This window comes from Pseudomonas sp. 58(2021), from assembly GCF_017491585.1.
Classification (GTDB): Bacteria; Pseudomonadota; Gammaproteobacteria; order Pseudomonadales; family Pseudomonadaceae; genus Aquipseudomonas; species Aquipseudomonas fluorescens_BT.
Genome location: NZ_JAFGYZ010000011.1, coordinates 123,130 through 147,266, shown reverse-complemented (window position 1 = coordinate 147,266; position 24,137 = coordinate 123,130). Strand labels below are relative to the sequence as shown.

The 24,137-nt window shown below is 60.4% G+C and carries 27 protein-coding genes; 12 read left to right on the top strand and 15 right to left on the bottom strand.

The features are described 5' to 3' along the window. Window positions 1–46 precede the first annotated feature (46 nt). Window positions 47–1,330, top strand: a complete 1,284-nt coding sequence (locus J5M72_RS14845; protein WP_085613024.1) for an FAD-binding oxidoreductase — start codon at window positions 47–49, stop codon at window positions 1,328–1,330. Between the two features lie 347 nt (window positions 1,331–1,677). Continuing rightward, complete coding sequence (locus tag J5M72_RS14840) at window positions 1,678–2,226, top strand: cupin domain-containing protein (protein WP_011333561.1); 549 nt, start codon at window positions 1,678–1,680, stop codon at window positions 2,224–2,226. Between the two features lie 156 nt (window positions 2,227–2,382). On the opposite strand, the gene J5M72_RS14835 is transcribed toward J5M72_RS14840, so the two are convergent. Together J5M72_RS14835 and J5M72_RS28950 are read right to left on the bottom strand one after the other, a co-directional pair. Beyond that, window positions 2,383–3,288: a hypothetical protein gene (locus tag J5M72_RS14835; protein ID WP_207866103.1), complete on the bottom strand. Its 906-nt coding sequence runs from the start codon at window positions 3,286–3,288 to the stop codon at window positions 2,383–2,385. A 495-nt stretch (window positions 3,289–3,783) separates the two neighbouring features. Beyond that, a complete protein-coding gene (locus tag J5M72_RS28950; RefSeq protein ID WP_243433335.1) occupies window positions 3,784–4,056 on the bottom strand; it encodes a fructose-bisphosphate aldolase in 273 nt (90 codons plus the stop codon). Between the two features lie 600 nt (window positions 4,057–4,656). On the opposite strand from J5M72_RS28950, the gene J5M72_RS14825 reads away from it, so the two are divergent. From J5M72_RS14825 to J5M72_RS14805, 5 genes are all read left to right on the top strand, one after another. Next, complete coding sequence (locus J5M72_RS14825; protein ID WP_207866099.1) at window positions 4,657–5,076, top strand: hypothetical protein; 420 nt, start codon at window positions 4,657–4,659, stop codon at window positions 5,074–5,076. 62 nt (window positions 5,077–5,138) lie between these two features. Further along, on the top strand, window positions 5,139–5,552 hold the full coding sequence (locus J5M72_RS14820) for a hypothetical protein (RefSeq protein ID WP_207866097.1): 414 nt from the start codon (window positions 5,139–5,141) through the stop codon (window positions 5,550–5,552). 201 nt (window positions 5,553–5,753) lie between these two features. After that, window positions 5,754–6,143 (top strand): hypothetical protein, encoded by a 390-nt coding sequence (locus J5M72_RS14815; protein WP_207866096.1) that lies wholly within the window; start codon window positions 5,754–5,756, stop codon window positions 6,141–6,143. Between the two features lie 15 nt (window positions 6,144–6,158). Then, on the top strand, window positions 6,159–6,581 hold the full coding sequence (locus J5M72_RS14810) for an HD domain-containing protein (protein ID WP_169429854.1): 423 nt from the start codon (window positions 6,159–6,161) through the stop codon (window positions 6,579–6,581). Window positions 6,582–6,620: 39 nt separating this feature from the next. Then, complete coding sequence (locus J5M72_RS14805) at window positions 6,621–7,640, top strand: AbrB family transcriptional regulator (protein ID WP_207866094.1); 1,020 nt, start codon at window positions 6,621–6,623, stop codon at window positions 7,638–7,640. 30 nt (window positions 7,641–7,670) lie between these two features. Here J5M72_RS14805 and J5M72_RS14800 read toward each other — a convergent pair whose 3' ends face one another. After that, complete coding sequence (locus tag J5M72_RS14800) at window positions 7,671–8,270, bottom strand: hypothetical protein (protein ID WP_243433334.1); 600 nt, start codon at window positions 8,268–8,270, stop codon at window positions 7,671–7,673. Between the two features lie 158 nt (window positions 8,271–8,428). Between J5M72_RS14800 and J5M72_RS14795 the strand changes: the two genes are divergently transcribed. After that, window positions 8,429–8,869: a YMGG-like glycine zipper-containing protein gene (locus J5M72_RS14795; RefSeq protein WP_207866092.1), complete on the top strand. Its 441-nt coding sequence runs from the start codon at window positions 8,429–8,431 to the stop codon at window positions 8,867–8,869. On the opposite strand, the gene J5M72_RS14790 is transcribed toward J5M72_RS14795, so the two are convergent. The 3 genes from J5M72_RS14790 to J5M72_RS14780 are packed head-to-tail and all read right to left on the bottom strand — an operon-like array spanning window position 8,854 to window position 12,512. Next, entirely contained in the window at window positions 8,854–9,879 is a 1,026-nt protein-coding gene (locus tag J5M72_RS14790; protein WP_207866090.1) for a DUF2955 domain-containing protein, read from the bottom strand. The genes J5M72_RS14795 and J5M72_RS14790 overlap by 16 nt on opposite strands. After that, the gene (locus J5M72_RS14785) at window positions 9,869–10,966 is read right to left on the bottom strand and encodes an HlyD family secretion protein (protein ID WP_169429857.1); all 1,098 of its coding nucleotides are present in this window, start codon (window positions 10,964–10,966) and stop codon (window positions 9,869–9,871) included. Before J5M72_RS14785 ends, J5M72_RS14790 begins: the two co-directional genes overlap by 11 nt. Further along, window positions 10,959–12,512 (bottom strand): TolC family protein, encoded by a 1,554-nt coding sequence (locus tag J5M72_RS14780; RefSeq protein ID WP_207866088.1) that lies wholly within the window; start codon window positions 12,510–12,512, stop codon window positions 10,959–10,961. The genes J5M72_RS14785 and J5M72_RS14780 overlap by 8 nt, the downstream gene beginning before the upstream one ends. A 131-nt stretch (window positions 12,513–12,643) precedes the next feature. Here J5M72_RS14780 and J5M72_RS14775 point away from each other — a divergent pair, with 131 nt between their 5' ends. Then, a complete protein-coding gene (locus J5M72_RS14775; RefSeq protein WP_207866086.1) occupies window positions 12,644–13,159 on the top strand; it encodes a transporter suffix domain-containing protein in 516 nt (171 codons plus the stop codon). A gap of 41 nt (window positions 13,160–13,200) precedes the next feature. Here J5M72_RS14775 and J5M72_RS14770 read toward each other — a convergent pair whose 3' ends face one another. After that, the gene (locus J5M72_RS14770) at window positions 13,201–13,977 is read right to left on the bottom strand and encodes an NAD(P)H-dependent oxidoreductase (RefSeq protein WP_169429860.1); all 777 of its coding nucleotides are present in this window, start codon (window positions 13,975–13,977) and stop codon (window positions 13,201–13,203) included. A gap of 84 nt (window positions 13,978–14,061) precedes the next feature. Between J5M72_RS14770 and J5M72_RS14765 the strand changes: the two genes are divergently transcribed. Genes J5M72_RS14765 through J5M72_RS14755 form a run of 3 tightly spaced genes read left to right on the top strand, consistent with a single transcriptional unit; the run spans window position 14,062 to window position 15,985 of the window. Then, on the top strand, window positions 14,062–14,955 hold the full coding sequence (locus tag J5M72_RS14765) for a LysR family transcriptional regulator (RefSeq protein WP_207866084.1): 894 nt from the start codon (window positions 14,062–14,064) through the stop codon (window positions 14,953–14,955). Window positions 14,956–14,974: 19 nt separating this feature from the next. Then, complete coding sequence (locus J5M72_RS14760) at window positions 14,975–15,157, top strand: hypothetical protein (RefSeq protein ID WP_207866082.1); 183 nt, start codon at window positions 14,975–14,977, stop codon at window positions 15,155–15,157. A 42-nt stretch (window positions 15,158–15,199) separates the two neighbouring features. Beyond that, the gene (locus J5M72_RS14755; protein ID WP_169429863.1) at window positions 15,200–15,985 is read left to right on the top strand and encodes a DeoR/GlpR family DNA-binding transcription regulator; all 786 of its coding nucleotides are present in this window, start codon (window positions 15,200–15,202) and stop codon (window positions 15,983–15,985) included. A gap of 162 nt (window positions 15,986–16,147) precedes the next feature. Here J5M72_RS14755 and J5M72_RS14750 read toward each other — a convergent pair whose 3' ends face one another. From J5M72_RS14750 to J5M72_RS14715, 8 genes are all read right to left on the bottom strand, one after another. Continuing rightward, entirely contained in the window at window positions 16,148–17,431 is a 1,284-nt protein-coding gene (locus J5M72_RS14750; protein WP_207866080.1) for an FAD-binding oxidoreductase, read from the bottom strand. Between the two features lie 144 nt (window positions 17,432–17,575). After that, on the bottom strand, window positions 17,576–18,940 hold the full coding sequence (locus J5M72_RS14745; RefSeq protein ID WP_207866078.1) for a glutamine synthetase family protein: 1,365 nt from the start codon (window positions 18,938–18,940) through the stop codon (window positions 17,576–17,578). Between the two features lie 422 nt (window positions 18,941–19,362). Continuing rightward, window positions 19,363–20,709: a chromate efflux transporter gene (gene chrA, locus J5M72_RS14740; protein ID WP_207866076.1), complete on the bottom strand. Its 1,347-nt coding sequence runs from the start codon at window positions 20,707–20,709 to the stop codon at window positions 19,363–19,365. A 284-nt stretch (window positions 20,710–20,993) separates the two neighbouring features. Then, the gene (gene moaE / locus J5M72_RS14735; protein ID WP_207866074.1) at window positions 20,994–21,455 is read right to left on the bottom strand and encodes a molybdopterin synthase catalytic subunit MoaE; all 462 of its coding nucleotides are present in this window, start codon (window positions 21,453–21,455) and stop codon (window positions 20,994–20,996) included. A gap of 3 nt (window positions 21,456–21,458) precedes the next feature. After that, on the bottom strand, window positions 21,459–21,710 hold the full coding sequence (locus J5M72_RS14730) for a MoaD/ThiS family protein (RefSeq protein ID WP_207866072.1): 252 nt from the start codon (window positions 21,708–21,710) through the stop codon (window positions 21,459–21,461). Continuing rightward, the gene (gene moaC / locus J5M72_RS14725) at window positions 21,707–22,192 is read right to left on the bottom strand and encodes a cyclic pyranopterin monophosphate synthase MoaC (RefSeq protein ID WP_169429869.1); all 486 of its coding nucleotides are present in this window, start codon (window positions 22,190–22,192) and stop codon (window positions 21,707–21,709) included. The genes J5M72_RS14730 and moaC overlap by 4 nt, the downstream gene beginning before the upstream one ends. Continuing rightward, window positions 22,189–23,031, bottom strand: a complete 843-nt coding sequence (gene fdhD, locus J5M72_RS14720) for a formate dehydrogenase accessory sulfurtransferase FdhD (protein ID WP_207866070.1) — start codon at window positions 23,029–23,031, stop codon at window positions 22,189–22,191. Before fdhD ends, moaC begins: the two co-directional genes overlap by 4 nt. A gap of 161 nt (window positions 23,032–23,192) precedes the next feature. Then, window positions 23,193–24,092, bottom strand: coding sequence for a LysR family transcriptional regulator (locus J5M72_RS14715; protein WP_169429871.1), 900 nt, complete (start codon window positions 24,090–24,092; stop codon window positions 23,193–23,195). Window positions 24,093–24,137 lie beyond the last annotated feature (45 nt).

The following is a 24,137-nucleotide window of genomic DNA, read 5'->3' as shown; positions in this document are numbered from 1 at the left end:
TACAACGGTGGGCGCCGGTTTTTCCGGCGTCCCTCGGAGAACAATAATGAAACAACAACACGTCAACAGTTATTACGCCGCGACCCGCAACGAAGTCATCGACTTCCCGACGCTTGAAGAGTCGGTGGAGTGCGATGTCTGCATCATCGGCGCCGGCTACACCGGCCTGTCCTCGGCGCTGTTCCTGAGCGAAGCCGGCTACAAGGTGACGGTGCTGGAAGCGGCGAAAGTCGGCTACGGCGCCAGCGGTCGCAACGGCGGTCAACTGGTCAACTCCTACAGCCGCGACGTCGATGTGATCGAAGAACGCTACGGCGACAAAACCGCCGAAATCCTCGGCAGCATGATCTTCGAAGGCGCCGACATCATCCGTTCGCGCATCAAGGAATACGACATCAAATGCGACTACCGCCCGGGCGGCATTTTCGCAGCGATGAACAACAAACAGCTCAAGGGCCTGGCCGAGCAAAAACGTAGCTGGGAGCGTTACGGCAATAAAAACCTGAAGATGCTCGACGCTGCGGACATCCGCCGCGAAGTCGGCTCGGACGCCTACGTCGGCGGCCTGCTGGACATGCAGGGCGGCCACATCCACCCGCTGAACCTGGCCCTCGGTGAAGCCGCGGCCATCGTGCGTCTGGGCGGCAAGATCTACGAGCAATCCGCTGCGGTGGAAATCAAATACGGCGAGCCCAACGTCGTGCGCACCGCCAAAGGCCAGGTCCGCGCCAAGTACCTGCTGATCGCCGGCAACGCCTACCTGCCGCAAGGCCTCGACAACCGCGTGACGGCCAAGAGCATGCCGTGCGGCTCGCAGATCTGCGTCACCGAACCGCTGACCGAGAAGCAGGCGCGCAGCCTGATCACCAACAACTATTGCGTTGAGGACTGCAACTACCTGCTCGACTACTACCGCCTCACCGCCGACAACCGTCTGCTCTACGGCGGCGGCGTGGTCTATGGCGCCCGTGAACCGGACGACATCGAAACCTTGATCCGTCCGAAGATCCTCAAGACCTTCCCGCAGCTCAAGGACGTGAAAATCGACTACCGCTGGACCGGCAACTTCCTGCTGACCATGTCGCGCATGCCGCAATTCGGCCGCATCGAGAAAAACGCCTACTACATGCAGGGCTACAGCGGCCACGGCGTCACCTGCTCGCACCTGGCCGGCAAACTGATCTCGGAAATGATCCGCGGCGACGCCGAACGCTTCGACGCTTTCGCCTCCCTGCCGCACATGCCGATGATTGGCGGCCGTACCTTCTCCGCGCCACTGACCGCCCTCGGCGCCGTGTACTACTCGCTGCGCGACCGTTTCGGCATCTGATTTACCTCCCCGGCGGTGGCCCCGCACAGGCGCCGCCGGTTTTTTTCTGACACCCCAAGCTCAAACTGTGGGAGCGGGCTTGCTCGCGAAGAGGCCATATCAGCCAACACTCATGTCGCCTGACACACCACTTTCGCGAGCAAGCCCGCTCCCACAGTTGCCGTATTGCCAAGGCAAGAAGGACTTTTCACCCACCGTCCATCGAACCTGCTGAGCAACACCGACAAACGTGATTTAATAGCCGCCTTTCACGGTTCCGGGACACGGGAGCAACGTGATCCGCGCGACCTGCGCGGCACCCGCCACCCACCCCCATTACCCTTAAGTCGTTCTCACATAAGGCTGTCATGGATACGGGTTCTCGACTCAAACTAGTACGCGAAAGCTACAAACTCTCCCAGCGCGAGCTGGCCCGGCGTAGCGGCGTGACCAATGCCACCATCTCCCTGATCGAACAGAATCGTGTCAGTCCTTCCGTCAGCTCACTGAAAAAGCTGCTCGAAGGCATCCCGATGTCCCTGGCCGACTTCTTCACCTTCGACCAGCCCCCCCGCGAACACCAATACGTCTTCCGCGCCAACGAACAACCCGACCTCGGCCGCCACGGCCTGCGCCTGCTCCTGATCGGCGCCTCGGTCCCAAGCCGCCAGATGCGCTTGCTGCGCGAGCAATACGCACCGGGCGCGAGTTCCGGGGAAGAGCCGATCGTTCACGCGGAAGGTGAAGAGTGTGGGTTGGTGACCCGCGGCACGGTCGAGTTGACGGTGGATGGGCAGGTGAGCGTGTTGAGTGCAGGGGATGGGTATTACTTCCCGACGACGCTGCCGCACAAGTTCCGGAATATCGGGGCGGATGAGGCGGAGATTATTAGTGCGAATACGCCGGCGAATTTCTAGGGAGTCTACCCTTTAGACCATATGTGAATCTTTAGCTAAGAAGATACGGCGATTCAAATATAGTCAAGGGTAGGATTGAAAATTTGGTGTGATTGACTAAGTTGGGTGTGCACTAGTGTGTTGCTTAAGCTTTGATTGAGATTTTTCTGTCTATGCCTATCTAAGGATTCGATGAACTTCGGCAAGTAGAACGTCTAAATCCGCTTTGAAGTCAACCTGGTTGGCAGCGGGTAGTGATTCTTTTTTTCGTATGTGTAGGTGTAAGGTCGCGTCACTTATGTTTCTGGAGCTGTCTTGAAGGTTTTTCATGGAGCTTTTGAAAGATTTCGGACCTGGAAAATTATTTGATAATTCGCTAAAGTTTTTACATTCAAATACTGGCGGGATGTGGTCTAACACACTGCGAAGTAGCATGGCGGTTGCAAAAAAAGCTTTGTTGGAGAAACATATATTCAGCTCTTCACACAGGCGTACAAGCTTGCATGTGTCGAATGTTGCCTGGAGCGAGCGTAAGTCTTCAATTCGTTGTAAGTCGACATAATAAATTTCGTCGCCTAAAGTACTCACTTTAGCTTTTTGTAAATTTTTCTCCTTCCGTACTTTATGCAAAAGCTCTATTTTGTTGTCAACGTATCTATCATTTGAGGCAGCATATTTTAATGCGACTAAATCCATATCTTTGGATGTGATTGAGTCAAGTTGGTTGCCTTGTGGTGATATGTCGTTTAGGAACTCTAAATAAATATAAGATAACTCAATCCAGTGTTCTACTGCTTGTATGTATTTTAAGTCGCTATCTAATGCGTCCATTCCTTTTATATTTAAGCGGTATTTTTCTTCTAGTACATCGAGTCGCATCCAGGCGTTGCTTATTTCATTTTTTTGATATATCAATCTGATGCGTCGATCGATTTTTGTGAGTTCTGTTGGTAGTTTTCCTAACGAAGAATTATTTATTGTGCCGACGCTAGCTGTTAAGTTTAATTTGCTAAGTTGTGTGCTTAGCATTTCAATCGATGGCTCTATTTTTTTCAGATCTAAAAGTATTTTGGCTGGAGTCATTTTTTGTCGAGGTGATTGTTGTGAACAGAAAATAGAAAAGGCGAAACGGAAAAGGAATGGAAAAGGTGACAGATTTATTTCATGAGTCTGTCACCTTTAAGTTTATTTTTTCTTTGGCTTGCCCGCGTCGCTACGTTTGTCGCGGATTTGACCATCGTTGTTCCTGGAGCGAGGTTGCTCACCACCGCCAGGCTTTGGAACGTTCACATTGGGATTAATAGGTCGTCTGTCTGTCATTTTTTCTTCCTTAATTTTTCGAAGAATCGTTAGAAAAATCACAGCCTTGAGTCACTAAATACTCGGCACTTGTTGCTTGCCGAACTGCTGATGGCCAATGGCTGGCGTTGAAGCTATCAAATTGACATCTCGAATTCCACAGCCGGTTCTGAAAAAGGGAAGGTGGTTTCTGAGCGGTATGGGGAATTCGCTTTGAGCAAACTCGCAAAAGAGGCGTGATTTTTGTAGCTAAAACGTAGGGAGTCCTAACTAAAGAACTCAAAACTCCCGCTTTTCTATCACCCGAAACACATCGCTCACATCCTGAACCAAGATTCTGGCGATGGTGGTGACTGTGTTGATGTCTTGTTCGGCGTGGTCGGGGAGGTGGGCGCAGGCCATGAGGTCGAGGTATTTGAGCACTGCATTCAAGCGTTCGCTGGCGCAAGCATGTAGGTCGCGCAGAGGAGCGTCGGCATCAATGAACAGGACGGGTTGCTCGGTGGCGGGGTGGGACATGTTGGCGTTGCGGAGCGGTTTATCCGTTGGCATAAGTAAAGCTTCCTCGTATCCGTGAGAAGAGCTACTGCCATTCGCTGCGAGTCGAAGGGTGGTAGCCGTGTGCGGGTTCGCAGACCGAGGATACGAGGAACCCGGCAGACCCGAAGATCTCCCACACACAGCCACCATTGCGCGGTTGTCGGACGCGATTGCGGCCGCCACCATTTTGGGGCGTCAGGTTACTACACGTATCATCAGGGCTGCGAAACCCTATCGCCAAATTCGTTCGGCGACAGACCCACTCTAGGCACCGTTTCCCATCGTCGCAAACAGCCTGTAAGACGTGAAATCACCACGTGTGGCCAGCGAGTTTGCTCTCGGTCAGCGGCGCAACCGGCGTAAATCAAGGGCTGCGGGGTGTCAGGGGAAAATGACTCGCCGGGTTTAGAACCGCTTCGCAGCCCCGTAAGAACAAGCTCCCTCACCACGAGCAGTCATTTCCTACGCGGTTTTCAGATCCAAAAATCCGGCACCCATCCCCACCCCGGAACTTTCTTCAAAAACGATGTCAATTTGATGGCGTGTCGCGACGCTCATTTGAACGGATCAACCAGTACCAGGCTGTTTCCTGGCAAGCCAAGGAAGTGTGAGATGAAACTGTTTCTTGCGATGTTGTTGATGTTCAGCGGTTACGCGTTCGCCGGTTGCGGCAGCATCAGTGATCCTGATCAGCGGGCGTATTGCGAGGGTACGAACGGCGGTACTTGTGGGCGGATCAGCAATATGGATCTGCGTGCGTCCTGCGAATCGCAGAGGAGCGGCGGCAGCTGCGGCACCATTAACGATATGGACTTGCGCGCTTATTGCGAAGCCAGAGCCCGGGGTGGCAGTTGCGGGACGATCAACAACATGGATATGCGCGCGGCATGCGATGCGGAGACGCACGGCGGCACTTGCGGAACTATCAATGACATGGACCAACGCGCACTGTGCGAGGCCAGGAAGGGCGGGAGCTGCGGAAGCATCAACAACATGGATCTGCGCAACCAGTGCGAAGCCATGAAGCGATGATTTGTGTGTGACTCGAATCACCCAGGCCAGGCTGTTTCCCGGCAAGCTCAAGGAAGTGTGAGATGAAACTGATTCTTGCGATGTTGTTGATGTTCAGCGGTTACACGTTTGCCAGTTGTTCCAGCATCAGTGACAGCGATCAACGCAACTATTGCCAGGCCACGCAGGAAGGTAGTACCTGCTCCTCGATTCGGGATAGCGATTTGCGTGCGTCCTGCGAAGCGGAGAAGGGCAGTACTTGTTCGAGCATTCACGACAGCGACCAGCGCGCTTACTGTGAGGCGAAAAAGGGCAGCACGTGTTCGAGCATTCATGATTCGGATTTACGCGCAACGTGTGAGGCTGAGAAAGGCAGTACCTGTTCCAGCATCCATGACAGCGATCAGCGTGCATTTTGTGAGGCGAAGAAGGGCAGCACTTGTTCGAGCATCCATGATTCGGACCTGCGCAATCAGTGCGAAGCTATGAAACGCTGATCCATCGGCCTCATTCCAAACGCAAAAAGGGACACTCAACGGTGTCCCTTTTTTACGGGCGACTGAAACGCAATTCCCGGACTACCCAGTCAAACTTTTCACTTGCCACGCACCGGCTCATCGCCAAAGGTTCCCCCCATCCACCCCACGTCGTAGACTGCGAAACAAGTTGTAACGCCTCTCCCACGGACGGAACCGCGCATGATTCAAATCGGCAGCCGCAACAACGCCCCCACCGCGCAGCACAAAACCCAAGACATTTACATCTTCAGTATCGACCTGTCCCGACCGGCGACGCCGTTCTGCTTCGAGCAATCGATTGGCGGCGGACATGTCGAGCAGGGCGGTGCACGGTGGTTGGCGTTGGATGAGCTGGATGGCTGGCCCGGCGAATGGCGGGAGCATTTGAAGAAGTCCGGTTGTGCCTGGGTGGCCGAATTGATGGACGCGCATTCGGGGGAGAGTCAGGCTGATCTGGTCTCGCTGATCCTCCAGCGCTATGCCGAGCCGGCACAGCCAACCGGGCGTTTGCAGGCGATTGGGCGCTGGTTCAAGCGCCACTTCTATATTGGCGGCCGGTACGGCGTCTGACCCGAGGAAATACCCATGACTCAGACTCTAGAACGCGCCATCGCGATTGCCGCCACAGCCCACGCGGGGCAGGTGGACAAGGGTGGTGCGCCGTACATTTTGCATCCGCTGAAGGTCATGTTGCGCATGAGCAGCCTGGAAGAACGCATCGTCGCGGTGCTGCATGATGTGGTCGAGGACTGCGGCATCAGCCTGGAGGATTTGCGCAAGGAAGGTTTCAGCGAAGCCGTTTTGTCCGCCATCGAATCGGTGACCAAAGTGCCCGGCGAATCCTATGAGGACTTCGTCGAGCGGGCGGCGCAGAACCCGATCGGGCGGGTGGTGAAACTGGCGGATCTGGAGGAAAACAGCGACCTGTCGCGGATTGCCTTGCCGAGTTGGGAGGATCTCGAGCGGATCGAAAAATACCGGCGGGCGATTGGACGGCTGCGCGCCTGACTTAACTGAAAAGCACCTTGAATAGCCAGGAAGGCGACCATGAAATCCATTCTGTGTTTGTTGATTGCTGCCGGGTTCGGCGCACTGTTGCAGTTCGAAGGCGTGCCCCACGGTTTACTGCTGGGCTCGATTCTTGTCACCGCACTTGTCGTGACTAAATTTGGCATCGCACCGGCGACGCCTTATGGTCTGGGCTACATCCAGGTCACGCTGGGTATCGCTACCGGGCTGATGTTCGAAGCGTGGGACAGCGCGACCGTCTCGACGATGTTGCCGAGCCTCGGCGTGTTGCTGCTGTGCCTGGCAGTGCAAGTGGCGCTGGCCGCATGGTGGCTGGCGCGCGGGGCAGGGTGGAATCGCACGGATGCCTTGCTGGCGGTGTATCCGGGCGCGCTGGCGGCGGTGTTCGATTTGCTGGAATCGCATCAGGCGTCGAGCAAGGTCATCATCGTGCACTTGATGCGGCTGCTGCTGATCACGGTGTTGGTGAGTTTGCTGATTCCCGGAACGGCGCCGGTTGCCGTGACCGAAGTTGATCCCCTGTCCACGGGCATGGCGTTGACCGTGCTGTCGGTGATCGGTTTGAGCGTGGTGGTCGGGCGTTTGCTGCTCGCCGTTGGCGTGCCGGCGCCGTTCATGTTGACGGCAATCATCGTCACCGCCGTGTTTGTGAAATCAGGGTGGCTGCAGGGCTTTCACATGCCGGACTGGAGTTTGAATCTGGCGGCGCTGATTCTCGGTGTGCGGATCGGCTCCCGTTTTCAGGGATTGGGCCTCGCGGAACTGGGACGTTATGGCCGCACGGCGCTGGTGTCGGTCGGTTTGATGATTCTGGTCGCGGCGGTTTTTGCATTGGCGGCGGCACGGTTGCTGGGCAGCGATGCGTTGTCGCTTTGGCTGGCGTACATGCCGGGGGCGATTGAAACCATCGCGATTGTGGCGTTCGCCGGCGGGTTGAATGTGGTGTTTATCCTGACTCACCATCTGGCGCGGATGGTGGTGCTGCACTTTGCGCCGGCGTTGCTGGTGCAGGTTCGGCGGGTGCGGGAAGACGTCTGACCGGAGATGTGAATGGCTTTCCTTCTGGGTTCAACATTCGTCGGCATACATCAGCGTCAACTGCTCGATCCACTCGGTAGAGGCTTGGAATCTTGCAACGTACGCTTGTTTCTCTGCGTCCCCGAGTTGGATGAAATACGGAAGAAAGTAGTTGTCGTTATAGAAACCCTGCTTGCCCTGCATATTGCCGCCCCACCACGAGGCGGGGTAATCGTCGAAGGCAATCCAGGGCGGAGGCACGCAAAAGGTCTGATTTCCAAGGCTACTCAGAAACTCGACGCTGTTGGTCAAGATACGAATGGTCAGCGCGTTGAACTCGGTGGTGGAGGGGAAGTAAATCAACAGCTCCTGCTTCGTGACATCTTCGTACTCAAAAGCGGTCAGGTCTTTGAATCTGCGCTCGTCGATCTTTTGGAAATGTGATTCCACCAGTCGCTCAAACTTGCAAAGGTCATCGGCGACCATCAGAAGGGAGACGTAATAAGCATTGATCCCGGACGCTGCTACAGATGCCACCGTCGATAGTTTCGGCAGGCTGGCGCTTGGTAACGGTGAGGCGAATCGGGTCTTGAGCGCTTGCTCGCTGTAACCGGCAAAAAGCTTTCGTCTTGCGGGTTTCGCGAAAGCCATGATTCGGCTGAGTAGATTCATCGGGATGGGGGACACAAAGAGATTGGCGTGTCGGGATGGTACCCAACAAGCGGGGTGTGAACCATTGATGCGTTCGCCCGGAGTTGTGAACCCCGTGAACTACACTCCCAGATTACCCCGCCGCGTCGGAGGTCATCATGTTCCGCTTCTTACTCTTCATCGCAGCGTGCCTGTGCGCCACACAGGCCAGCGCTGAATCTGTCGTCCCGCTCAAGGGCCAGACTTCCCAGCAAACCCAGATCGACATCAACGACTGCCACTCCATCGCGTCCACCTCAACCACGTCGACACCCCAGGCTGGCGGTCGGTTGAAAGGCGCTGCAGTAGGTGCGGCGGCCGGCGCCACAGCCGCTGAAGTGCGTGGCCGTCAGCACGACGAGTTTTACGAAGCCGTGGACGATGATCGCAAGCAGGATTACCGCCAGAACCGCGCCAAAGAGACGGCTGCCGCCGGTGCGGTAGTCGGCGGTGCGCGGCAGCGGCAGGATCGGCGCGAGCAGCGGCGGACCGATGCTTCGGCCAGTTCAAGCGCCTACACCGGTTGTTTGCAAGGGCGGGGTTATCAGGTCACGCCCTGACGGGTGTCCCGGTGCGCGACAAGCAAATGCATCATCACACCACTGTAAAGCGTCACCAGAATGAACAACCCCATGCGCACCGCAAACGCGGTGTAGACGTCCTTGCCCGCCGCGCTGTCTTCAACGGATTGGCCAAGCAGGATGATCATGGTGATCAGGGTGTTGAGCCAGAACCCCGGGGTCAGTTGCGTCGGGTGCAACCGATAGAGTTTGCGCGCCAGAAACAGCCCGAACAGCAGCATCCACAGAAAGAACATCCACAGGTGCACGAACAGGCTCAACGCGCACCAGAACAGCACCGCCAGCAGCCCGCCGAGCAAGGTCGAGCCGAGCAGTTCGCGCCCGGCGTGGTGGGTGCGAGTGGTGGTGCTCTGCTGGCCGAGGCTGACGGCTTTGAGGATGATCGGCAGGTAGCTGGCCGGGTCGATCAGCACCAGCAAGAAGGTCGGCAGCACGATCAATGTTGCGCGCATCGCTACGCGAGGCACGTCTTCGGCGGGCAGGGCGGGAGCAGGTGGTGGCGCGGGGCTGTTGGCCGGTTCCGGGAACAGGACGTGGCTCAGCCCAACGATGACGACGGCCAGCAACAGGCCTTTGACCAGCGCGCCGATCACCGCCATGGCCAGCTCGAATGAGGCGAAGCCGGCGGCGGAGATCATGGTCATGCCGATCACCAGGAATGTCATGATCAGCACGTTGCCGCCGCGCAAACCGTAGGTGAATACTCGAAACAGACCGACACCGATCAGCAGCACGCCGCACACCGGGTAATAACGCAGCAACGGCACCAGCAACAGGCCGAGACTGGTGGTGAGCGCGGCAACGAACGTCAGCACCAGCGCGGTTTTGGCGGGCAATGGCCGGGGCATGCTCGCCAGCAGCAACACCGCGAGCACCGGCGACAAAAACGACAGCGGCAAGGCGAGGCCGTAACTCGCAGCGGTGCACAACGCCGTGCCGCAAGCCAGACGCAGGGCCCGTTGCGCCGGAACGCTGCGCTCAGTAGGCATACGATAGCCAGCTCATCGACCAGACAAACATCCGCCCGAGTGGATTGAGCAGATTGCCCTCGCTGGGAAATGCCATGACTTCCGCCTGGCCGCCAGCGCGAATCGAACGGCTTTCGAACAGACGCTTTTTCGCCTCTTCGCTGAACTCGATGATCACCGGAAAGCGCTGCGCCGGGCGCAGCCAGTCGCGGCTGTTCTGGATCGTCGGCAGGGTGCCGGGCGGCGGCGTCTGGCCGACGCTGACGCCATAACCGACGCTGCGCACCCGGCCGTCGAGCACTTCGCCGGGCAGGGCGTCGAGGATGATCGATACTGGCGTGCCGGGCTTGATCCGGCCGAGGTTGTTCTCGGTGAGGTCGGCGCTGACCCACACGTCTTGGATCGTGATCAGCGTCATCACCGGACTGCCGGCAGCGGCGAACTGGCCGACGTCGGTGCGCAGGTCGGTGATCAGTCCCGCCGAGCGCGCGCCGATGCGGGTGTTGGCCAGATCCAGTTCAGCCTTGGCCAGCGTGGCGGCGGCGCTGAGCAGTTTGGCGTTGGTGTCGGTGTTGCCGCCTTCCTGCTCCTGGGCGCGCAGCACTTCGGCCCGGGCGGCGGCAACCTGGCTGACCGCCGCTTCGTGGTTGGCCCGTGACACTTCCAAAAGCCGAACCGAAACCGTACCCGGATCCTCCTTGTACAAACCCTCCAGCCGTCGATTGTCCTGGCGCGTTTTAAGTTCATTGGCCTGCGCCGCTCGCAACGATGCCTGGGCCGACGCGATGCCGGCGGTGCTGGCGCCGACCGTGCGCCGGGTGTTTTCCAGATCGGCGCGGGCCCGGTCGACGGCGATTTGCAGCGGTTGTGGATCAAGCTCGAAGAGGATGTCGCCAGCCTGCACGTCCTGATTGTTGCGCACGTTGACCTTGATCACCCGGCCCGCGACTTCCGCCGCCACCGGGATCACAAATGCGCCGACCCGCGCCTGCTGCGTGTAGGGCGTAAAACGGTCGGCCAGCAGATACCAGACCAGACTCAGCACAATCACCAGCAGCACCCAGCGGATGCCTTTTTTCGCCGGATCCGGCGGCGCTTCATCACTCATGGCGGTCTACCTGCGAGGGAATCGGATAGGTCGGTTGGGGCGGCGGTGCGCTCAGCAGATCGCCCCAGTCGGTGCGTTGCTGCATTTGCTGCCGGGTCGCTGAATCAATCTGCGGCCCGGCGCTTTGCCAGCCGCCACCGACGGCGCGGTACAGGGCGATCAGGTTGCTCACGGCGTTGCTGCGGCTGACCAGATAGTTGTCCTGTAGCTCCAGCAACGCCCGCTGGGCATCGAGCACCCGCTGAAAGTCCGAATAGCCTTCACGATATTGGGTGTTGGCCAGCACCAACGAACGCCGCGCCGCACCTTCGGCCTCGCCGAGAATGCGTTCGCGTTCCAGCGCTTTGGTCAGGCCGCTGGCGGCATCGTCGGCCTCGCGGGCGGCCTGGCGGACTTTGTCGCGATAGGCTTCGATCAGTTGCTGCAAGCGCGCATCCTGCACGCGGATGTTGTTGTGGATGCGGCCGTAGTCGAACAGGTTCCAGCGCAGGCTCGGGCCGCCGATCAGGTCGAGACTGCGCGGCGTGGCGCCGAGGGTGTCGCTGGACCAGACGATGCTGCCGAGCAAGGTCAGCGACGGATACAGATCGGTCTCGGCCACGCCAACCAGCGCCGATTGCGCGGCAACGTTCAGTTCCGCTGCGCGCACATCGGGGCGGCGCAGCAGCAGGTTCGCCGGAACGTCCTGCAACACGGCGCGATCCACCAGCGGAATCAGCCCCGGTTGCTCCGCCAGAAACGCCGCGCCACCGGGCGGCTGGCCGACCAGCACCGCCAGCGCATTGCGGGTACGCAGCAATTGATCTTCGAACGCCGGAATGCTGCTCAGGGTGCCCAGGTATTGAGTTCTGGCCTGTTGCAGGTCGAGTTCGGCGGTCTGGCCGCTGCGAAAGAGTTTTTCGGTGATCTCGAAGTTACGCTTTTGCTGGGCGGCGTTTTCCCGGGCGACTCGCAGCCGGGCTTCGGTGGTGCGCAGGGCAAAGTAGGTGTCGGCCACTTGTGCGCGCAGCAGCACGAGGGCGTCTTCATAGTTGGCCTGGGCGGCGAAGTAGCTGGCGTCGGCGGACTCGATGGCGCGGCTGAAGCGACCCCAGAAATCCAGCTCCCAGCCGACATCGAACGCGGCGCTGTGCTGCCAGAAGTGCAAGTCCTGCGGGTTGTTGCCGCCGGACTGGTGGCGGTCGATGTACAGGCTGTCGGCGCTGGCCTGTTGCAGTTGCGGATAGCGACCGCTGTCGGCGATACCCAGTTGTGCCCGGGCTTCGAGCACCCGCAGGCCGGCGATTTTCAGGCTGCTGTTGCGGGCTTCGGCGTCGCTGATCAAACGGTCGAGTACCGGATCGGCAAACACCTGCCACCACTGGCGCAGATCCGGCAACGTGCCGCGTTCGCTGGCCTGTTCCAGCGCCGGGCTTTGCCACTGCTTGCTCCAGGCCTCGGCCGGCGGCTGGAAATCCGGGCCCAGCCGCAGGCAGCCGCCAAGGCTCAGGGCACCGAGCAGCAGCAGGTGGCCGGGACGGATCAGCAGGGCTGGCGTTGCAGGCATACCGGGAGGCCCCAGCGGGAAATGTCACTGGAGCATAGACCGCAGATTGCCGGTTGATCGAAGCAATCAGCTGCTACGCTTTTTCAGGCGAACGCCACCGAACCCTGCTCCGGACAAAAAGGTTGGAAGCCATGGACACTGCTCAAGAACCGCTTGCCCCCACCAGCGCCAACTGGCGTTTCAAGGTCGGCGTGGCAATCATCTGCCTGATGCTCGGTTCGTGGCTGATGGTGCCGATTGCCGCCGCCCTCGACGTGCCGGGCTCGAAAGTCGCGGCGCTGACCGGGGTGTTGTTCATCAGCAATAAAGTGCTGTTGCTGCTGGTGATCGCGGTGATGGGCAAGGCCGGGTTCGCCGAACTCAAGCGCACGATCGGCCACTATATTTCCGGCGTGATTCCGACCCCGGTGGCCGAAGTCAGCCCGATGCGCCACAAGATCGGCGTGGTGATGTTCTGCCTGCCGCTGCTGTCGTCCTTCCTGGAACCGTATTTCGACAATTTCTTCCCGGGTGTGCGGCCCAACCTCTGGCAGATGCAGGCGCTGGGCGACTTGATGTTCGTCGGCAGCTTTTTCGTGCTGGGCGGCAATTTCTGGGACAAGGTGCATGCGCTGTTCGTGCGCAAGGCGCGGGTGGTGGTGGAGTAAAAAAAACAGGGGCCAAGCCCCTGTTTTTTTGAGGTGGGAGGTTATTTGAGGTGGGCGGCGAAGCCTTCGCTGCCCGGCGCAATATCATCCTTCAAGGTCAACGCCGGAATCTCGTAATCGCCGGCATTCTGCCGCCGAAATCCGATCGGCCGCGTACTCCACAACTCATCCAGCCGCGCACCCAGCTCCTTGCACGTTTGGGTAAACCGCGCCTCATCCATTTTTCCGGTGCGATAGACCACGAACGGCGGCAGCACCTCGAAGCCCGGGTAATACAGAATCCCGTGATGAATCGGGAACAGCAGATCATCGATCGGGCCGTTGATTCCGCGCGGGCTGTAGTGCGATTCCCAACCACCGGCGGTCACCATCAGCATCGCCCGTTTGCCTTTCAAGGTGCCTTCGCCGTAGCGGTCGCCCCAACGAGAATCCGAATGCTCGCCGACACCGTAAGCAAATCCGTAGGCGTACACGCGCTCGACCCAGCCCTTGAGAATCGCCGGCATGGAAAACCACCACAGCGGAAACTGCAGGATCAGGGTGTCGGCCCACAGCAGTTTGGCCTGCTCGGCGGTGATGTCGGTGGCTTGCCGTCCTTGTTCGAAGGCGAGTTTCGAATCGAGGGACGCGTCGAACGGGCGAGTGCTGTCGCGACCCGGGCTGTCATCGGCGTCGAGGCTGGCTTTCCAGTTCATGGCGTAGAGATCGGAAACCTGCACGGTATGGCCGGCGGCTTCCAGGCGCTGGACGGTGAAGTCCTTGAGCGCGCCGTTGAGCGATTGCGGTTCGGGGTGGGCGTAGACCAGTAGCACATTCATGGTGAGGCTCCGTTGCTGAGTGACAGCAGGATCGGCGCCCGGCAGGTATATTGGAAATGAATGTCTGATATGTCTGGTATAGCCATGAATAATTTGAGACGGCTGGATGTCAACCTGCTGCTGACCCTTGATGTGCTGTTGTCCGAGCACAACGTCACCCGCGCCGCGCAGAGGCTGCACCTGTCGCAGCCTTCGGTGAGCGTGCATCTGGCCCGGTTACGGGAGATTTTTGGCGATCCACTGTTGCTGCCGGGACCCCGTGGCATGCGCCCGACGGCGCGGGCCGATGAATTGCGCGAACCGTTGCGCGAGGCGCTGGAAGCGTTGGAGCGGGCGGTGGCGCCGGCCAGTCCGTTCGACCCGGCGCAGGCGACCCACACCTGGAAAGTCGCGGCCTCGGACTATGGCGAATCGACCATTCTGCTGCCGGCCCTCGGCGGGCTGCGCACCCAGGCGCCGGGCACGCGACTGGCGGTGCTGGACCTGTCGCCCCGGCAACTGGTCAAGCAGGCGGAGCAGGGCGTGATCGACCTGGCGCTGCACACCAGCGAGGATGCGCCGCTGGAACTGCACCGGCGTGCGCTGTTCACCGAACGTTATGTACTGGCCGGTCGCGCCGGGCACCCGAAACTGCAACGCAAGCCGACCCGCGCGCAGTTCTGCGAGCTGGAGCATGTGCTGGTGTCGCCGGAAGGCGGAGGTTTTTTCGGGGTGACGGACAAGGCGCTGGCGGAGGTGGGGCTTACGCGAAACGTGGTGCTGTCGGTGCCGCACTTTCTGTTGCTGATGTCGGTGCTGGCCAGCACCGATCTGGTGGCAATGCTGCCGTCACGGCTGGCGCGCGGCAATGCCGCGCTGCAAGTGGTCGAGCCACCGCTGGAAGTGCCGGGCTACGAAATGGCCATGCTCTGGGCCGAGCGTTCGCATCGCGACCCGGCGCACATATGGTTTCGCGAGCATCTGGCGGCGTCGGTCTGATCAGGCGTGCCCAAGCGCAATGGCAAACGACACGACGACCATGCAGGCAAAAGCGAAATTGAGGTTCATGGGGTTTCATCCTGGTCCTTTTGAAAGTGGGGCCATTCTGCCGGGCTCGGATCAAAAGAAAAAATTCGTCTTCGTGATTCCAATGATCGAAGCCATTGATACCAGCGTTGTGTTTGCCGGTTTGCCTGGCTAAGCTCGCACAAACCTGCAATTAAAAGCACAAACAGGCAAAACCATGCACGATCATTCCGCTTCCGAGCTTCCTTCCCTGCGTCGGCAGAAGATCCTTCTGATCCTCGAACGTGACGGCAAGGTCATGGCTTCCGAGTTGAGCCAGCATTTTGCGGTGTCCGAAGACACCATCCGCCGCGATCTCGCCGAGCTGGACAACGCCGGGCTGGTGCAGCGGGTGCACGGCGGCGCGCTGCCGAGGCCCAAGGACACCGGCAAGGACTACTTCACCCGGCTGGACGAGATCGACGAGGTGAAGATTCGCCTGGCGCAGTTGGCGGCGCAGCAGGTGCGGAACGGGCAGACGGTGATGTTCGACTCCGGTTCCACCTCGTTGCAGGTGGCGCGCTCCTTGCCCAGGGACATCAGCCTCACGGCGGTGACGGCGTCGCCGATGACGGCGATTGCGTTGTCCGAATATCCGGGCATCAAGGTGATTCTGGCGGGTGGGCAATTGAATCCGAAAACCATGTCGGCTGGCGGTCATGAGGCGCTGCGGCTGCTGTCGGGGATCAAGGCGGATCTGGCGATCACCGGGGTCTGCGCGATTCATCCGGAGGTGGGCATCACCTCGTTGCACTTCGATGAAGTGCCGGTCAAACAGGCATTGCTCGATTGTGCGACGCGGGTAATTGCCGTCACCACGGCGGACAAGCTCGGGGCGGTGGAACCGTTTGTGGTGGCGCCGTGCGAGCGCTTGCACACGCTCATCACCGAACGGCATGTGGCGTCGGGGAATATTGAGGACTATCGGCGGTTGGGGATTGAGGTTGAGCAACTGCAGGATTGAGTTTTGTGGTGAATTTAAAGGCCCCATCGCGAGCAAGCTCGCTCCCACAGTGTCCGAGGCGTACTCAAAACTCAGGTATGCCCCAAACTTTGTGGGAGCGGGCTTGCCCGCGAAGAGGCCAGTCGATCCAATGCATAAACTGGCACGCGGTCGAGGAATCAATCAGCGCAGTTTTTCGAGCATCTGGTAGTACCACATGCCGGCCGCCAGCATCGGATTCCCCAGCAGATCGCCCATTGGCACGCGAATGTGCGAGCACGCGGCAAACGTGTCGAACTGCTGCATCTGCCCGGTGATCGCCCGGCTCATGATTTCGCCCATGATGTGGGTCGTGGCGATGCCGTGGCCGGAGTAGCCCTGGCAATACCAGACGTTGTCCGAGAGCTTGCCCAGTTGCGGGATGCGGTTGATGACGATGCCCATCGCGCAGCTCCACTGGTAATCGATCTTCACCCCTTTGAGCGCCGGGAAGGTCTGTTCGATGCACGGCCGCAGTTCGCCGGCGATGTCCCGTGAATCCTTGCCGCTATAGTTGGCGCCGCCACCGAACAGCAGGCGGCCGTCAGCCGTGAGCCGGTAGTAGTCGAGGACGAAGCGGCAGTCGTAAACGGCAAGGTCTTCAGGGTTGATCTGCTTGGCCAGATCCCCCAGCGGTTCGGTGGTGACGATACCGCCCATGGCCGGGAAAATCTTGCCCTTGAGCTGGCCCGGCTCGAGCTTGTGGTAGACGTCGCCGGCCAGCAGCACCTGATTGGCGTCGACCTGTCCGTGGGCGGTGCGCACGCCGGGGCTGTCACCATGAATGATCTCCAGCACTTCGCTGTTTTCGAAGATCAGCGCGCCGAGGCTTTCCGCCGCTCGCGCTTCACCGATACACAGGTTGAGCGGGTGCAGGTGCATGTTGCGGGTGTTCTTGATCGCGCCGTGATAGAGGTCGCTTTGCAGCAGGTCGCGCACCTGGCTGCGGTCGAGCAGGCTGACGTCATCACCCATGCCGCGACGCACGGCTTCGTCATAGTCGCTGCGCAAACCGGCCATGTGGCTCGGCTTGTACGCCGCGTGCAAATGGCCGTGCTTGAGGTCGCAATCGATCGCGTATTTCTCGACCCGTTGCTGGATGATTTCGTGGCCGCGCCAGCGCAGGTGCCAGATGAAATCATCGACCTCATCGCCCAGGGTGTTGCGCATCTGTTTGCGCATCGCGCCGTCGCCGGACAGGCTGCCGGTGACCTGCCCGCCATTGCGCCCGGTGGCGCCCCAGCCGATCTTGTGGCTTTCGACGATGGCGACTTTCAGGCCTTTTTCGGCCAGTTCCACGGCGGTGGCGACGCCGGTGAAACCGCCGCCGATGATCACCACATCGACCTTGTGCCGGCCTTGCAGGGGCGGATAGTCGGTGTCGCGGTTGAGGGTTGCGGTGTAGTAGGAATTGCTGCGTTGAGTCATTTCACTGTCCAGATTCGGGAGTCGGTGCACGGACCCTGTGGGAGCGGGCTTGCTCGCGAAAGCGATGTGTCAGTCACCTGAAGTTGTTGGATGTGACGACGCCTTCGCGGGCAAGCCCGCTCCCACAGGGGAAGTTGTGAAAGATCAGGCCTCTGTGAGGTACCAGCGCCAGTCCTGCTCACCCACTTCGGCCATGAACTGCCGGTATTCCGCACGTTTCACTGCCAGATACACCCCGAGGAATTCCTGCCCCAGCGCATCCCGCGCCCACACCGAATTCTCCAGCGCCGTAAGCGAGGTCAGCCAATCGGTCGGCAGCAATTCTTTCGCCTGCGCGTAACCGTTGCCTTCCACCGGTTCACCCGGATTGATGTCTTCTTTTATCCCGCGATGAATGCCCGCCAGGATCGCCGCCGCTGCCAGATACGGGTTGGCATCGGCGCCGCAGATGCGGTGTTCGATGTGCCGGGTGTTGGCCGGGCCGCCGGGCACGCGCAGGCTGACGGTGCGGTTGTCGACGCCCCAGGTCGGTGCCAGCGGTGCGTAGCTGTTGGCCTGGAAACGGCGGTAGGAGTTGGCGTTCGGGCAGAACAGCAGCAGCGAATCGAGCAGGGAGGCGAGCATCCCGCCAATCGCCGTGCGCAGCAGCGGGGTGCCGGCCGGATCTTCGGAGGCAAACAGGTTAAGCCCCTCGGCATCGGCGAGGCTGACGTGCATGTGCATGCCGGTGCCGGCCAGGTGATCGAACGGCTTGGCCATGAACGTCGCCTGCATCCCGTGCTTGTGTGCTACGGCTTTGACCAGCCGTTTGTAACGCACGGCTTGGTCCATCGCCTCCAGCGCATCGCCGTGTTCGAGGGTGATTTCCACCTGGCCCGGCGCGTATTCCGAGATCGCCGTGCGCGCCGGAATGCCGTGCAGTTTGCAGGCGCTGTAGAGGTCGGCGAGGAACGGTTCGATCTGTTCCAGCTCACGCAAACCGTAGACCTGCGTGTGCCTCGGTCGGCCGCCGTCGGCATCCAGCGCCGGTTGCGGGCGGCCGTTGTGATCGCGTTTGGCGTCGAGCAGATAGAACTCCAGCTCGCAGGCCATCACCGGGTGGTAACCCTCGGCTTTCAAACGGTCGATGACCTTGATCAACAAGTGACGCGGGTCGGCAATGCTTGCCGGCATGCCTTGTTCCGGGTGCATGCTGACCTGCACCGCAGCGGTCGGAATCTGCCGCCACGGCAGGCGCACCAGACTGCCTTCCAGCGGGTAGGCGCGGCAGTCGATGTCGCCGACGTCCCACACCAGCCCCGAGTTTTCCACGTCTTCGCCCTGCACGGTCAGGCCGAGGATGGTGCTCGGCAGCGGGCGACCGCTTTCGTACACGGCGAGCAGTTCTTCGCGGTGCAGCAGCTTGCCGCGGGGCACGCCGTTGGCATCGAGGATGAACAGCTCGATCATGTCGATGTCGGGGTTCTGCTCGAGAAAGCTACGGGCGTCTTCAATGGCTGCGAATTTCATAATCAATCACTCACGATGGCGCCGCACAGGCGCGCAGATTCGGCCTGGACGCAGCTCGGCAAAAGGCGCGGGCGTCCTGGCAGGGATATCGAAAAAGAGAAGGAGCTGTCGCGATTTTTATCGGCGCGATCAGACGGGCAGGCAGATATCCGGCGGGCGTGCGGAGTGACGCAGCTTGGAACGGCTCAGGGCCATGGGGAGATTGACGATGCGATTCATGCGCGGCCCCTGTGAAGGAGGGCGCACAGTGCAGAGACGTTCAACGATTCTGATTGTTGGAGTGACGTGCTCATGACGCGTGTTTCCGTTGGCGGAAAACGTCGGCGGCGGGAGCGTCCCGCCATGCCGGTGTGGCGGGATAGTAAGGGGGAAGTCCGGGATAAGTAAACGCCTGATTCCGATGCCCGCGGCAAGCCACCGGTTCAGCGCAACAGATGAAACCCCAGCCCGACGAGGGCGCAAACGATCAACACCTCGATCACCCCGCGCTTGAAGATAAACAGCCCGAGGGTGGCGGCGAGGGCGAGCAACAGCGCAAAAAAGTCAGGCTGTCCGGCAAAACCGTTGGGCCAGAACACATGCCAGGCGAAGAAGCACGCCAGATTCAGGATCACCCCGACCACAGCTGCGGTAATCGCCGTTAGCGGTGCGGTGAACTTCAGTTCGTTGTGCGTCGACTCCACCAGCGGCCCGCCGGCGAGGATGAACAGAAACGAGGGCAGAAAGGTGAACCAGGTCACCAGTGTCGCTGCCAGCGCACCAGCGGCAAACGCGTGCTCCGGGCCGAACGTCGGTTGCACATAAGCCCCGACGAATCCGACGAATGCCACGACCATGATCAGCGGCCCCGGCGTGGTTTCGCCCAGAGCCAGTCCATCGATCATCTGCGTCGGCGTCAGCCAGCCGTAATGCCCGACCGCGCCTTGGTACACGTAGGGCAGCACGGCATAAGCGCCACCGAACGTGAGCAACGCTGCTTTGGTGAAGAACCAGCCCATCTGGGTGAAGGTGCCGCCCCAGCCGAACAGAGCCGTCAGCAACGCCATTGGCAGACACCACAACAACCCACCAACCAGCACCAGACGCAGCAGCCTCGGCAGGCTGAACCGTGCATGTTCATCTGGCGGTGTGTCGTCATCGATCAGTGCCGGGCCGAAGGACTTTTCGCTGCCGCGATGGCCGCCATTGTTGAACCGATGAGGCGCCCAGCGTCCGCCGAAATAACCGATCAGTGCCGCGCCGAGCACGATCAGCGGAAACGGCACGTTGAAGGCGAAGATCGCCACGAACGCCGCCCCGGCAATCGCCCACAGCCAGCCATTTTTCAAGGCCCGGGAGCCGATGCGATGGGCTGCGTGCAGCACAATCGCGGTCACCGCCGGTTTGATCCCGTAAAACACCCCGGCCACCGCCGGCACGTCGCCAAACGCGATGTACACCCACGACAGGGCAATCAGGACCAACAGCGACGGCAGCACAAACAGCGCCCCGGCCAGCACGCCGCCACGGGTGCGGTGCAGCAGCCAGCCGATGTAGGTCGCCAGTTGCTGGGCCTCGGGGCCGGGCAGCAACATGCAGTAATTGAGCGCGTGCAGAAAGCGCCGCTCGGAAATCCAGCGCCGGCGCTCCACCAGTTCCTGATGCATGATCGCGATCTGCCCGGCGGGGCCGCCGAAGCCGATGCAGCCGAGTTTCAGCCAGAAGGGCCAGGCCTTGCGCAGGCTGACAGGCTCGGGCCGGGGCAAATCCTCAGGGGGCGTTGTGCTCAAACGAGGCTCCAGGGTTGGTTTTGTCGGAGATGCTATCTAATCAGGCTTTTGTGAATTTGTGGCGTCCGCCTTGCCCTCACCCCAGCCCTCTCCCGGAGGGAGAGGGGGCCGACCGCATTGTCTTGCGTGATACATCGACCTGAAGAATCGAGTCGATTATGGATTTAGCACACTGCTGTTATTTGGATTCAACGCTATACGTTCAGGTCGGCGTATTTTTCAAGCATCCCCCAATCGGTTCCCTCTCCCTCTGGGAGAGGGCTAGGGTGAGGGCCTTTCGATCGTCAGGCATGCGCCAGACTCCAGCGAAACGCCGCATGCTGATCACTCTTCCGCGCTTCGACCCAATGCGAACCCTCTGGCGTGGTCTCACGCTTCCAGAACGGCGCACGGGTCTTGAGCACATCCATGATGAACGCACAGGCCTCGAACGCCGCATGTCGATGCTTGCTGCTGACGCCAACAAACACGATCGGCTCGCTCACCGACAGCGCGCCAACCCGATGCACGATCTCCACCGCCAGCAGCGGCCAGCGTTCGCGGGCCTGTTCGGCGATCTGTTCCAGAGCCTTCTCGGTCATGCCCGGATAGTGCTCCAGAAACAGCTCGGTCACCGACTGCCCGACGTTCAGATCCCGCACGTAGCCAATGAAATTCACCACCGCGCCTACCCGTGGATTGCGCGCATGCAGGTCGGCAATCAACTGACCGGCATCGAAGCCTTTACGCTGGACTCGAACACTCATGCCTCAACCCCCCGTGACCGGCGGAAAAAACGCAATCTCGTCGAAATCCTCGATCGCCTTATCCGGCTGGCACAGCTCCTGATTCACCGCGCACATCAGGTTGCCGGCGCCGAGCACTTCACGCCAGACATCGCCGCGCTGCATCAGCATCTGCCGCACGTCTTCGACGCTGGCGAGGGTGTCGCTGGCCGGAATCTTTTCACCGCCCAGATTGAGCCGGTCACGGTAGCTGGCAAAGTAGTTGATCAGAATCATTGCGGGTTCTCCCATTGAAAGTGGCCAGAGCGGCCGCCCTGTTTGCTCAGCACGCGGATGTCGCCGATGACCATTGCCCGGTCCACCGCTTTGCACATGTCGTAGATGGTTAGCGCGGCGACGCTGGCGGCGGTCAAGGCTTCGAGTTCGACGCCGGTCTGGCCGGTGAGGCGGCAGGTGCTGGTGATCTGCACGCGGTCCGGCTCGCAGGCCTTGAGCTCGACGTGGATCGAACTGAGCAACAGCGCATGACACAGCGGAATCAACTCGTGGGTGCGCTTGGCCGCTTGAATCCCGGCGATCCGCGCCACGGCGAACACATCGCCCTTGGGGTGGCCGTTGGACTGGATCATTTGCAGGGTTTCCGGGCGCATCTGCACCCAGGCTTGCGCGGTGGCTTCGCGTCGGGTCGCGGCTTTGTCGCTGACGTCGACCATGTTGGCGCGACCCTGATCGTCGAGGTGGGTGAGGGTGTCGATCATGCGCTGGGCTCCTGGATCGGGCTGTAGATTCGCGGGGCGTTGCGGTGCGGGACGTGGATCAGGTTCAAGCGGTGCTTGAGCGCCCAGCGCACGGTCAGCGCAGTAGGGGCGGACAGGCTGACCAGGGTGCCGAGGCGGGCGCGCACGGCTTTGTGGATCAGTTCGAGGCTGCAACGGCTGGTGACCACGACGAAGCCCTGACGCGCATCGAGGCCTTCGAACTGAAGGGCGCCAATCAGCTTGTCGAGGGCGTTGTGGCGGCCGATGTCTTCGCGGCACAGCAGCGCTTCGCCGTCTGCGTCGAAGTACAACGCCGCGTGCAGGGCGCCGCTGCTGCGGGCCAGTTGCTGGGCCTGTTCGATGCGCTGGCGGATACCGTCGAAATGCGCGGCCGGTGGCAGCGGTGTCGGGGTCAGGATTTCCAGTTGCGGCAACGCCTGCTCAAGGGCTTCCACGCCGCAGAGGCCGCAACCGCTGGTGCCCGCCATCTGCCGCCGATGATCTTTCAGAGCCCAGAACGCACGACTGGAAATCTGCACGTCGGCCTGGCAGGCCTGGTCGAAATGGGTCAGGCGGATGTCATGGATATCGTCGAGGCTGTCGACAATGGCGTTGCTCAGGCTGAAGCCGCGAATGAAGTCTTCGATGTTGCCTGGCGAGATCATCATCACGGCCTGATTCAAGCCGTTGTAGCTGATGGCCAAGGCGATTTCCGCCGCGAGGGCTGCGTGGGACACCGGCGCGTCGTCGAGGTATTCGCGGTAGGCCACTTGCGCCGGTTGTGGCGCGGGGGCGTTGGCGTCGCCCGGCTCGATGAGTTGTTCAACTTGGCACAGCATCTTGAAAGTCCCCGAAGCGCTGAAGTGGGTTCAGGCTACGGGGCAGGGAAAAGTGCGTCCAATCGCTTGTTCCGATGCAGTGATTGGATTGGTCGATCACTGCGGGTGAACCTGAAGACGTTGCACCGAAGTGCAACTTTTCAGGGTTGCTTGAGGGGGTGTTAAACGGCAGGCATCTCGATCCCGAACATCTTGCGCGCCTCGGCAAAACACTTCTCGGCAATCGCCGAGCGCGGTTCGGTCTTGCGCATCACCAGCCCCAGCGGCGCGAGCACGCTGGCATCCGGCAGGTTGATGAAAGCCAGGTGTTCGATCGGCTCTTCCAGACCGCTGTCCAGCGGCATGATCGAGCAGCAGAAGCCCTGGTGAATCGCCTGCAGCAGCTGGTAGGTCGAATCGCTTTCCATGATCGGCTGCGGATTGAGGCCGCGACTGCGGAAACTCAAATCGATGGATTTGCGGTAGTGCATGCCGGTGGTGATCATCCCCAGCGGCAGTTCGGCGGCGTCTTCCCAGCTCATCTCCGGGCCTTCGAAATGGAAGTGGCGGGTGTCGTAGAGCAGGCCGACGCGGGTTTCGCCGATCTCGAAGAAATCGAAATAATTCGGGTTGACGTGGTCCAGATAACACACGCCCAGGTCGAGCTGATTGTTGCCCAGACCTTCGATGATCTCGTCCGAACTCAGTGACGACAGGCTGTATTTCAGCTCCGGATAGATCGCGGACAAACCCTGAATGTAATTGACCGGATTGAAGTTGCTCAGCGGCACCAGCCCCAGGCGCAGGCTGCCGACCAGTTGCCCCCGGCAGGCAGCCGCTTCGGCGAACAACCCGTCGTGGGCCGCCAGCAGCGTGCGGGCCCAGGCCAGTACGCGCTCGCCGGCCTGGGTGAAACCTTCGAAGCGCTGGCCGCGATTGACCAGCACCAGATCCAGCTCGTCTTCCAGATTGCGCAGGCGCATCGACAGGGTCGGCTGGGTGATGTGGCAGCGCGCGGCGGCCTGGCCAAAGTGACGGGTTTCGTCCAGCGCGATCAGGAACTTGAGTTGTTTGATGTCCACGATGGCACCTGCTCGATTGAGAATTTTGATTGAGTATTGACGCAG

Bases quoted from the DNA above. Each gene is read 5' to 3' on its own strand.
- J5M72_RS14760 (WP_207866082.1), top strand. From the start codon at position 14,975: ATGGCAAACGACACGACGACCATGCAGGCAAAAGCGAAATTGAGGTTC.
- fdhD (WP_207866070.1), bottom strand. From the start codon at position 23,031: ATGCTGTGCCAAGTTGAACAACTCATCGAGCCGGGCGACGCCAACGCC.
- J5M72_RS14790 (WP_207866090.1), bottom strand. From the start codon at position 9,879: ATGCCTACTGAGCGCAGCGTTCCGGCGCAACGGGCCCTGCGTCTGGCT.
- J5M72_RS14815 (WP_207866096.1), top strand. From the start codon at position 5,754: ATGATTCAAATCGGCAGCCGCAACAACGCCCCCACCGCGCAGCACAAA.
- J5M72_RS14835 (WP_207866103.1), bottom strand. From the start codon at position 3,288: ATGACTCCAGCCAAAATACTTTTAGATCTGAAAAAAATAGAGCCATCG.
- J5M72_RS14730 (WP_207866072.1), bottom strand. From the start codon at position 21,710: ATGATTCTGATCAACTACTTTGCCAGCTACCGTGACCGGCTCAATCTG.
- J5M72_RS14825 (WP_207866099.1), top strand. From the start codon at position 4,657: ATGAAACTGTTTCTTGCGATGTTGTTGATGTTCAGCGGTTACGCGTTC.
- J5M72_RS14765 (WP_207866084.1), top strand. From the start codon at position 14,062: ATGAATAATTTGAGACGGCTGGATGTCAACCTGCTGCTGACCCTTGAT.
- moaC (WP_169429869.1), bottom strand. From the start codon at position 22,192: ATGATCGACACCCTCACCCACCTCGACGATCAGGGTCGCGCCAACATG.
- J5M72_RS14820 (WP_207866097.1), top strand. From the start codon at position 5,139: ATGAAACTGATTCTTGCGATGTTGTTGATGTTCAGCGGTTACACGTTT.
- J5M72_RS14745 (WP_207866078.1), bottom strand. From the start codon at position 18,940: ATGAAATTCGCAGCCATTGAAGACGCCCGTAGCTTTCTCGAGCAGAAC.
- J5M72_RS14800 (WP_243433334.1), bottom strand. From the start codon at position 8,270: ATGGCTTTCGCGAAACCCGCAAGACGAAAGCTTTTTGCCGGTTACAGC.
- J5M72_RS14755 (WP_169429863.1), top strand. From the start codon at position 15,200: ATGCACGATCATTCCGCTTCCGAGCTTCCTTCCCTGCGTCGGCAGAAG.
- J5M72_RS14795 (WP_207866092.1), top strand. From the start codon at position 8,429: ATGTTCCGCTTCTTACTCTTCATCGCAGCGTGCCTGTGCGCCACACAG.
- J5M72_RS14845 (WP_085613024.1), top strand. From the start codon at position 47: ATGAAACAACAACACGTCAACAGTTATTACGCCGCGACCCGCAACGAA.
- J5M72_RS14770 (WP_169429860.1), bottom strand. From the start codon at position 13,977: ATGAATGTGCTACTGGTCTACGCCCACCCCGAACCGCAATCGCTCAAC.
- J5M72_RS14805 (WP_207866094.1), top strand. From the start codon at position 6,621: ATGAAATCCATTCTGTGTTTGTTGATTGCTGCCGGGTTCGGCGCACTG.
- J5M72_RS14785 (WP_169429857.1), bottom strand. From the start codon at position 10,966: ATGAGTGATGAAGCGCCGCCGGATCCGGCGAAAAAAGGCATCCGCTGG.
- J5M72_RS14750 (WP_207866080.1), bottom strand. From the start codon at position 17,431: ATGACTCAACGCAGCAATTCCTACTACACCGCAACCCTCAACCGCGAC.
- J5M72_RS14775 (WP_207866086.1), top strand. From the start codon at position 12,644: ATGGACACTGCTCAAGAACCGCTTGCCCCCACCAGCGCCAACTGGCGT.
- J5M72_RS14780 (WP_207866088.1), bottom strand. From the start codon at position 12,512: ATGCCTGCAACGCCAGCCCTGCTGATCCGTCCCGGCCACCTGCTGCTG.
- J5M72_RS14810 (WP_169429854.1), top strand. From the start codon at position 6,159: ATGACTCAGACTCTAGAACGCGCCATCGCGATTGCCGCCACAGCCCAC.
- J5M72_RS28950 (WP_243433335.1), bottom strand. From the start codon at position 4,056: ATGCCAACGGATAAACCGCTCCGCAACGCCAACATGTCCCACCCCGCC.
- moaE (WP_207866074.1), bottom strand. From the start codon at position 21,455: ATGAGTGTTCGAGTCCAGCGTAAAGGCTTCGATGCCGGTCAGTTGATT.
- J5M72_RS14840 (WP_011333561.1), top strand. From the start codon at position 1,678: ATGGATACGGGTTCTCGACTCAAACTAGTACGCGAAAGCTACAAACTC.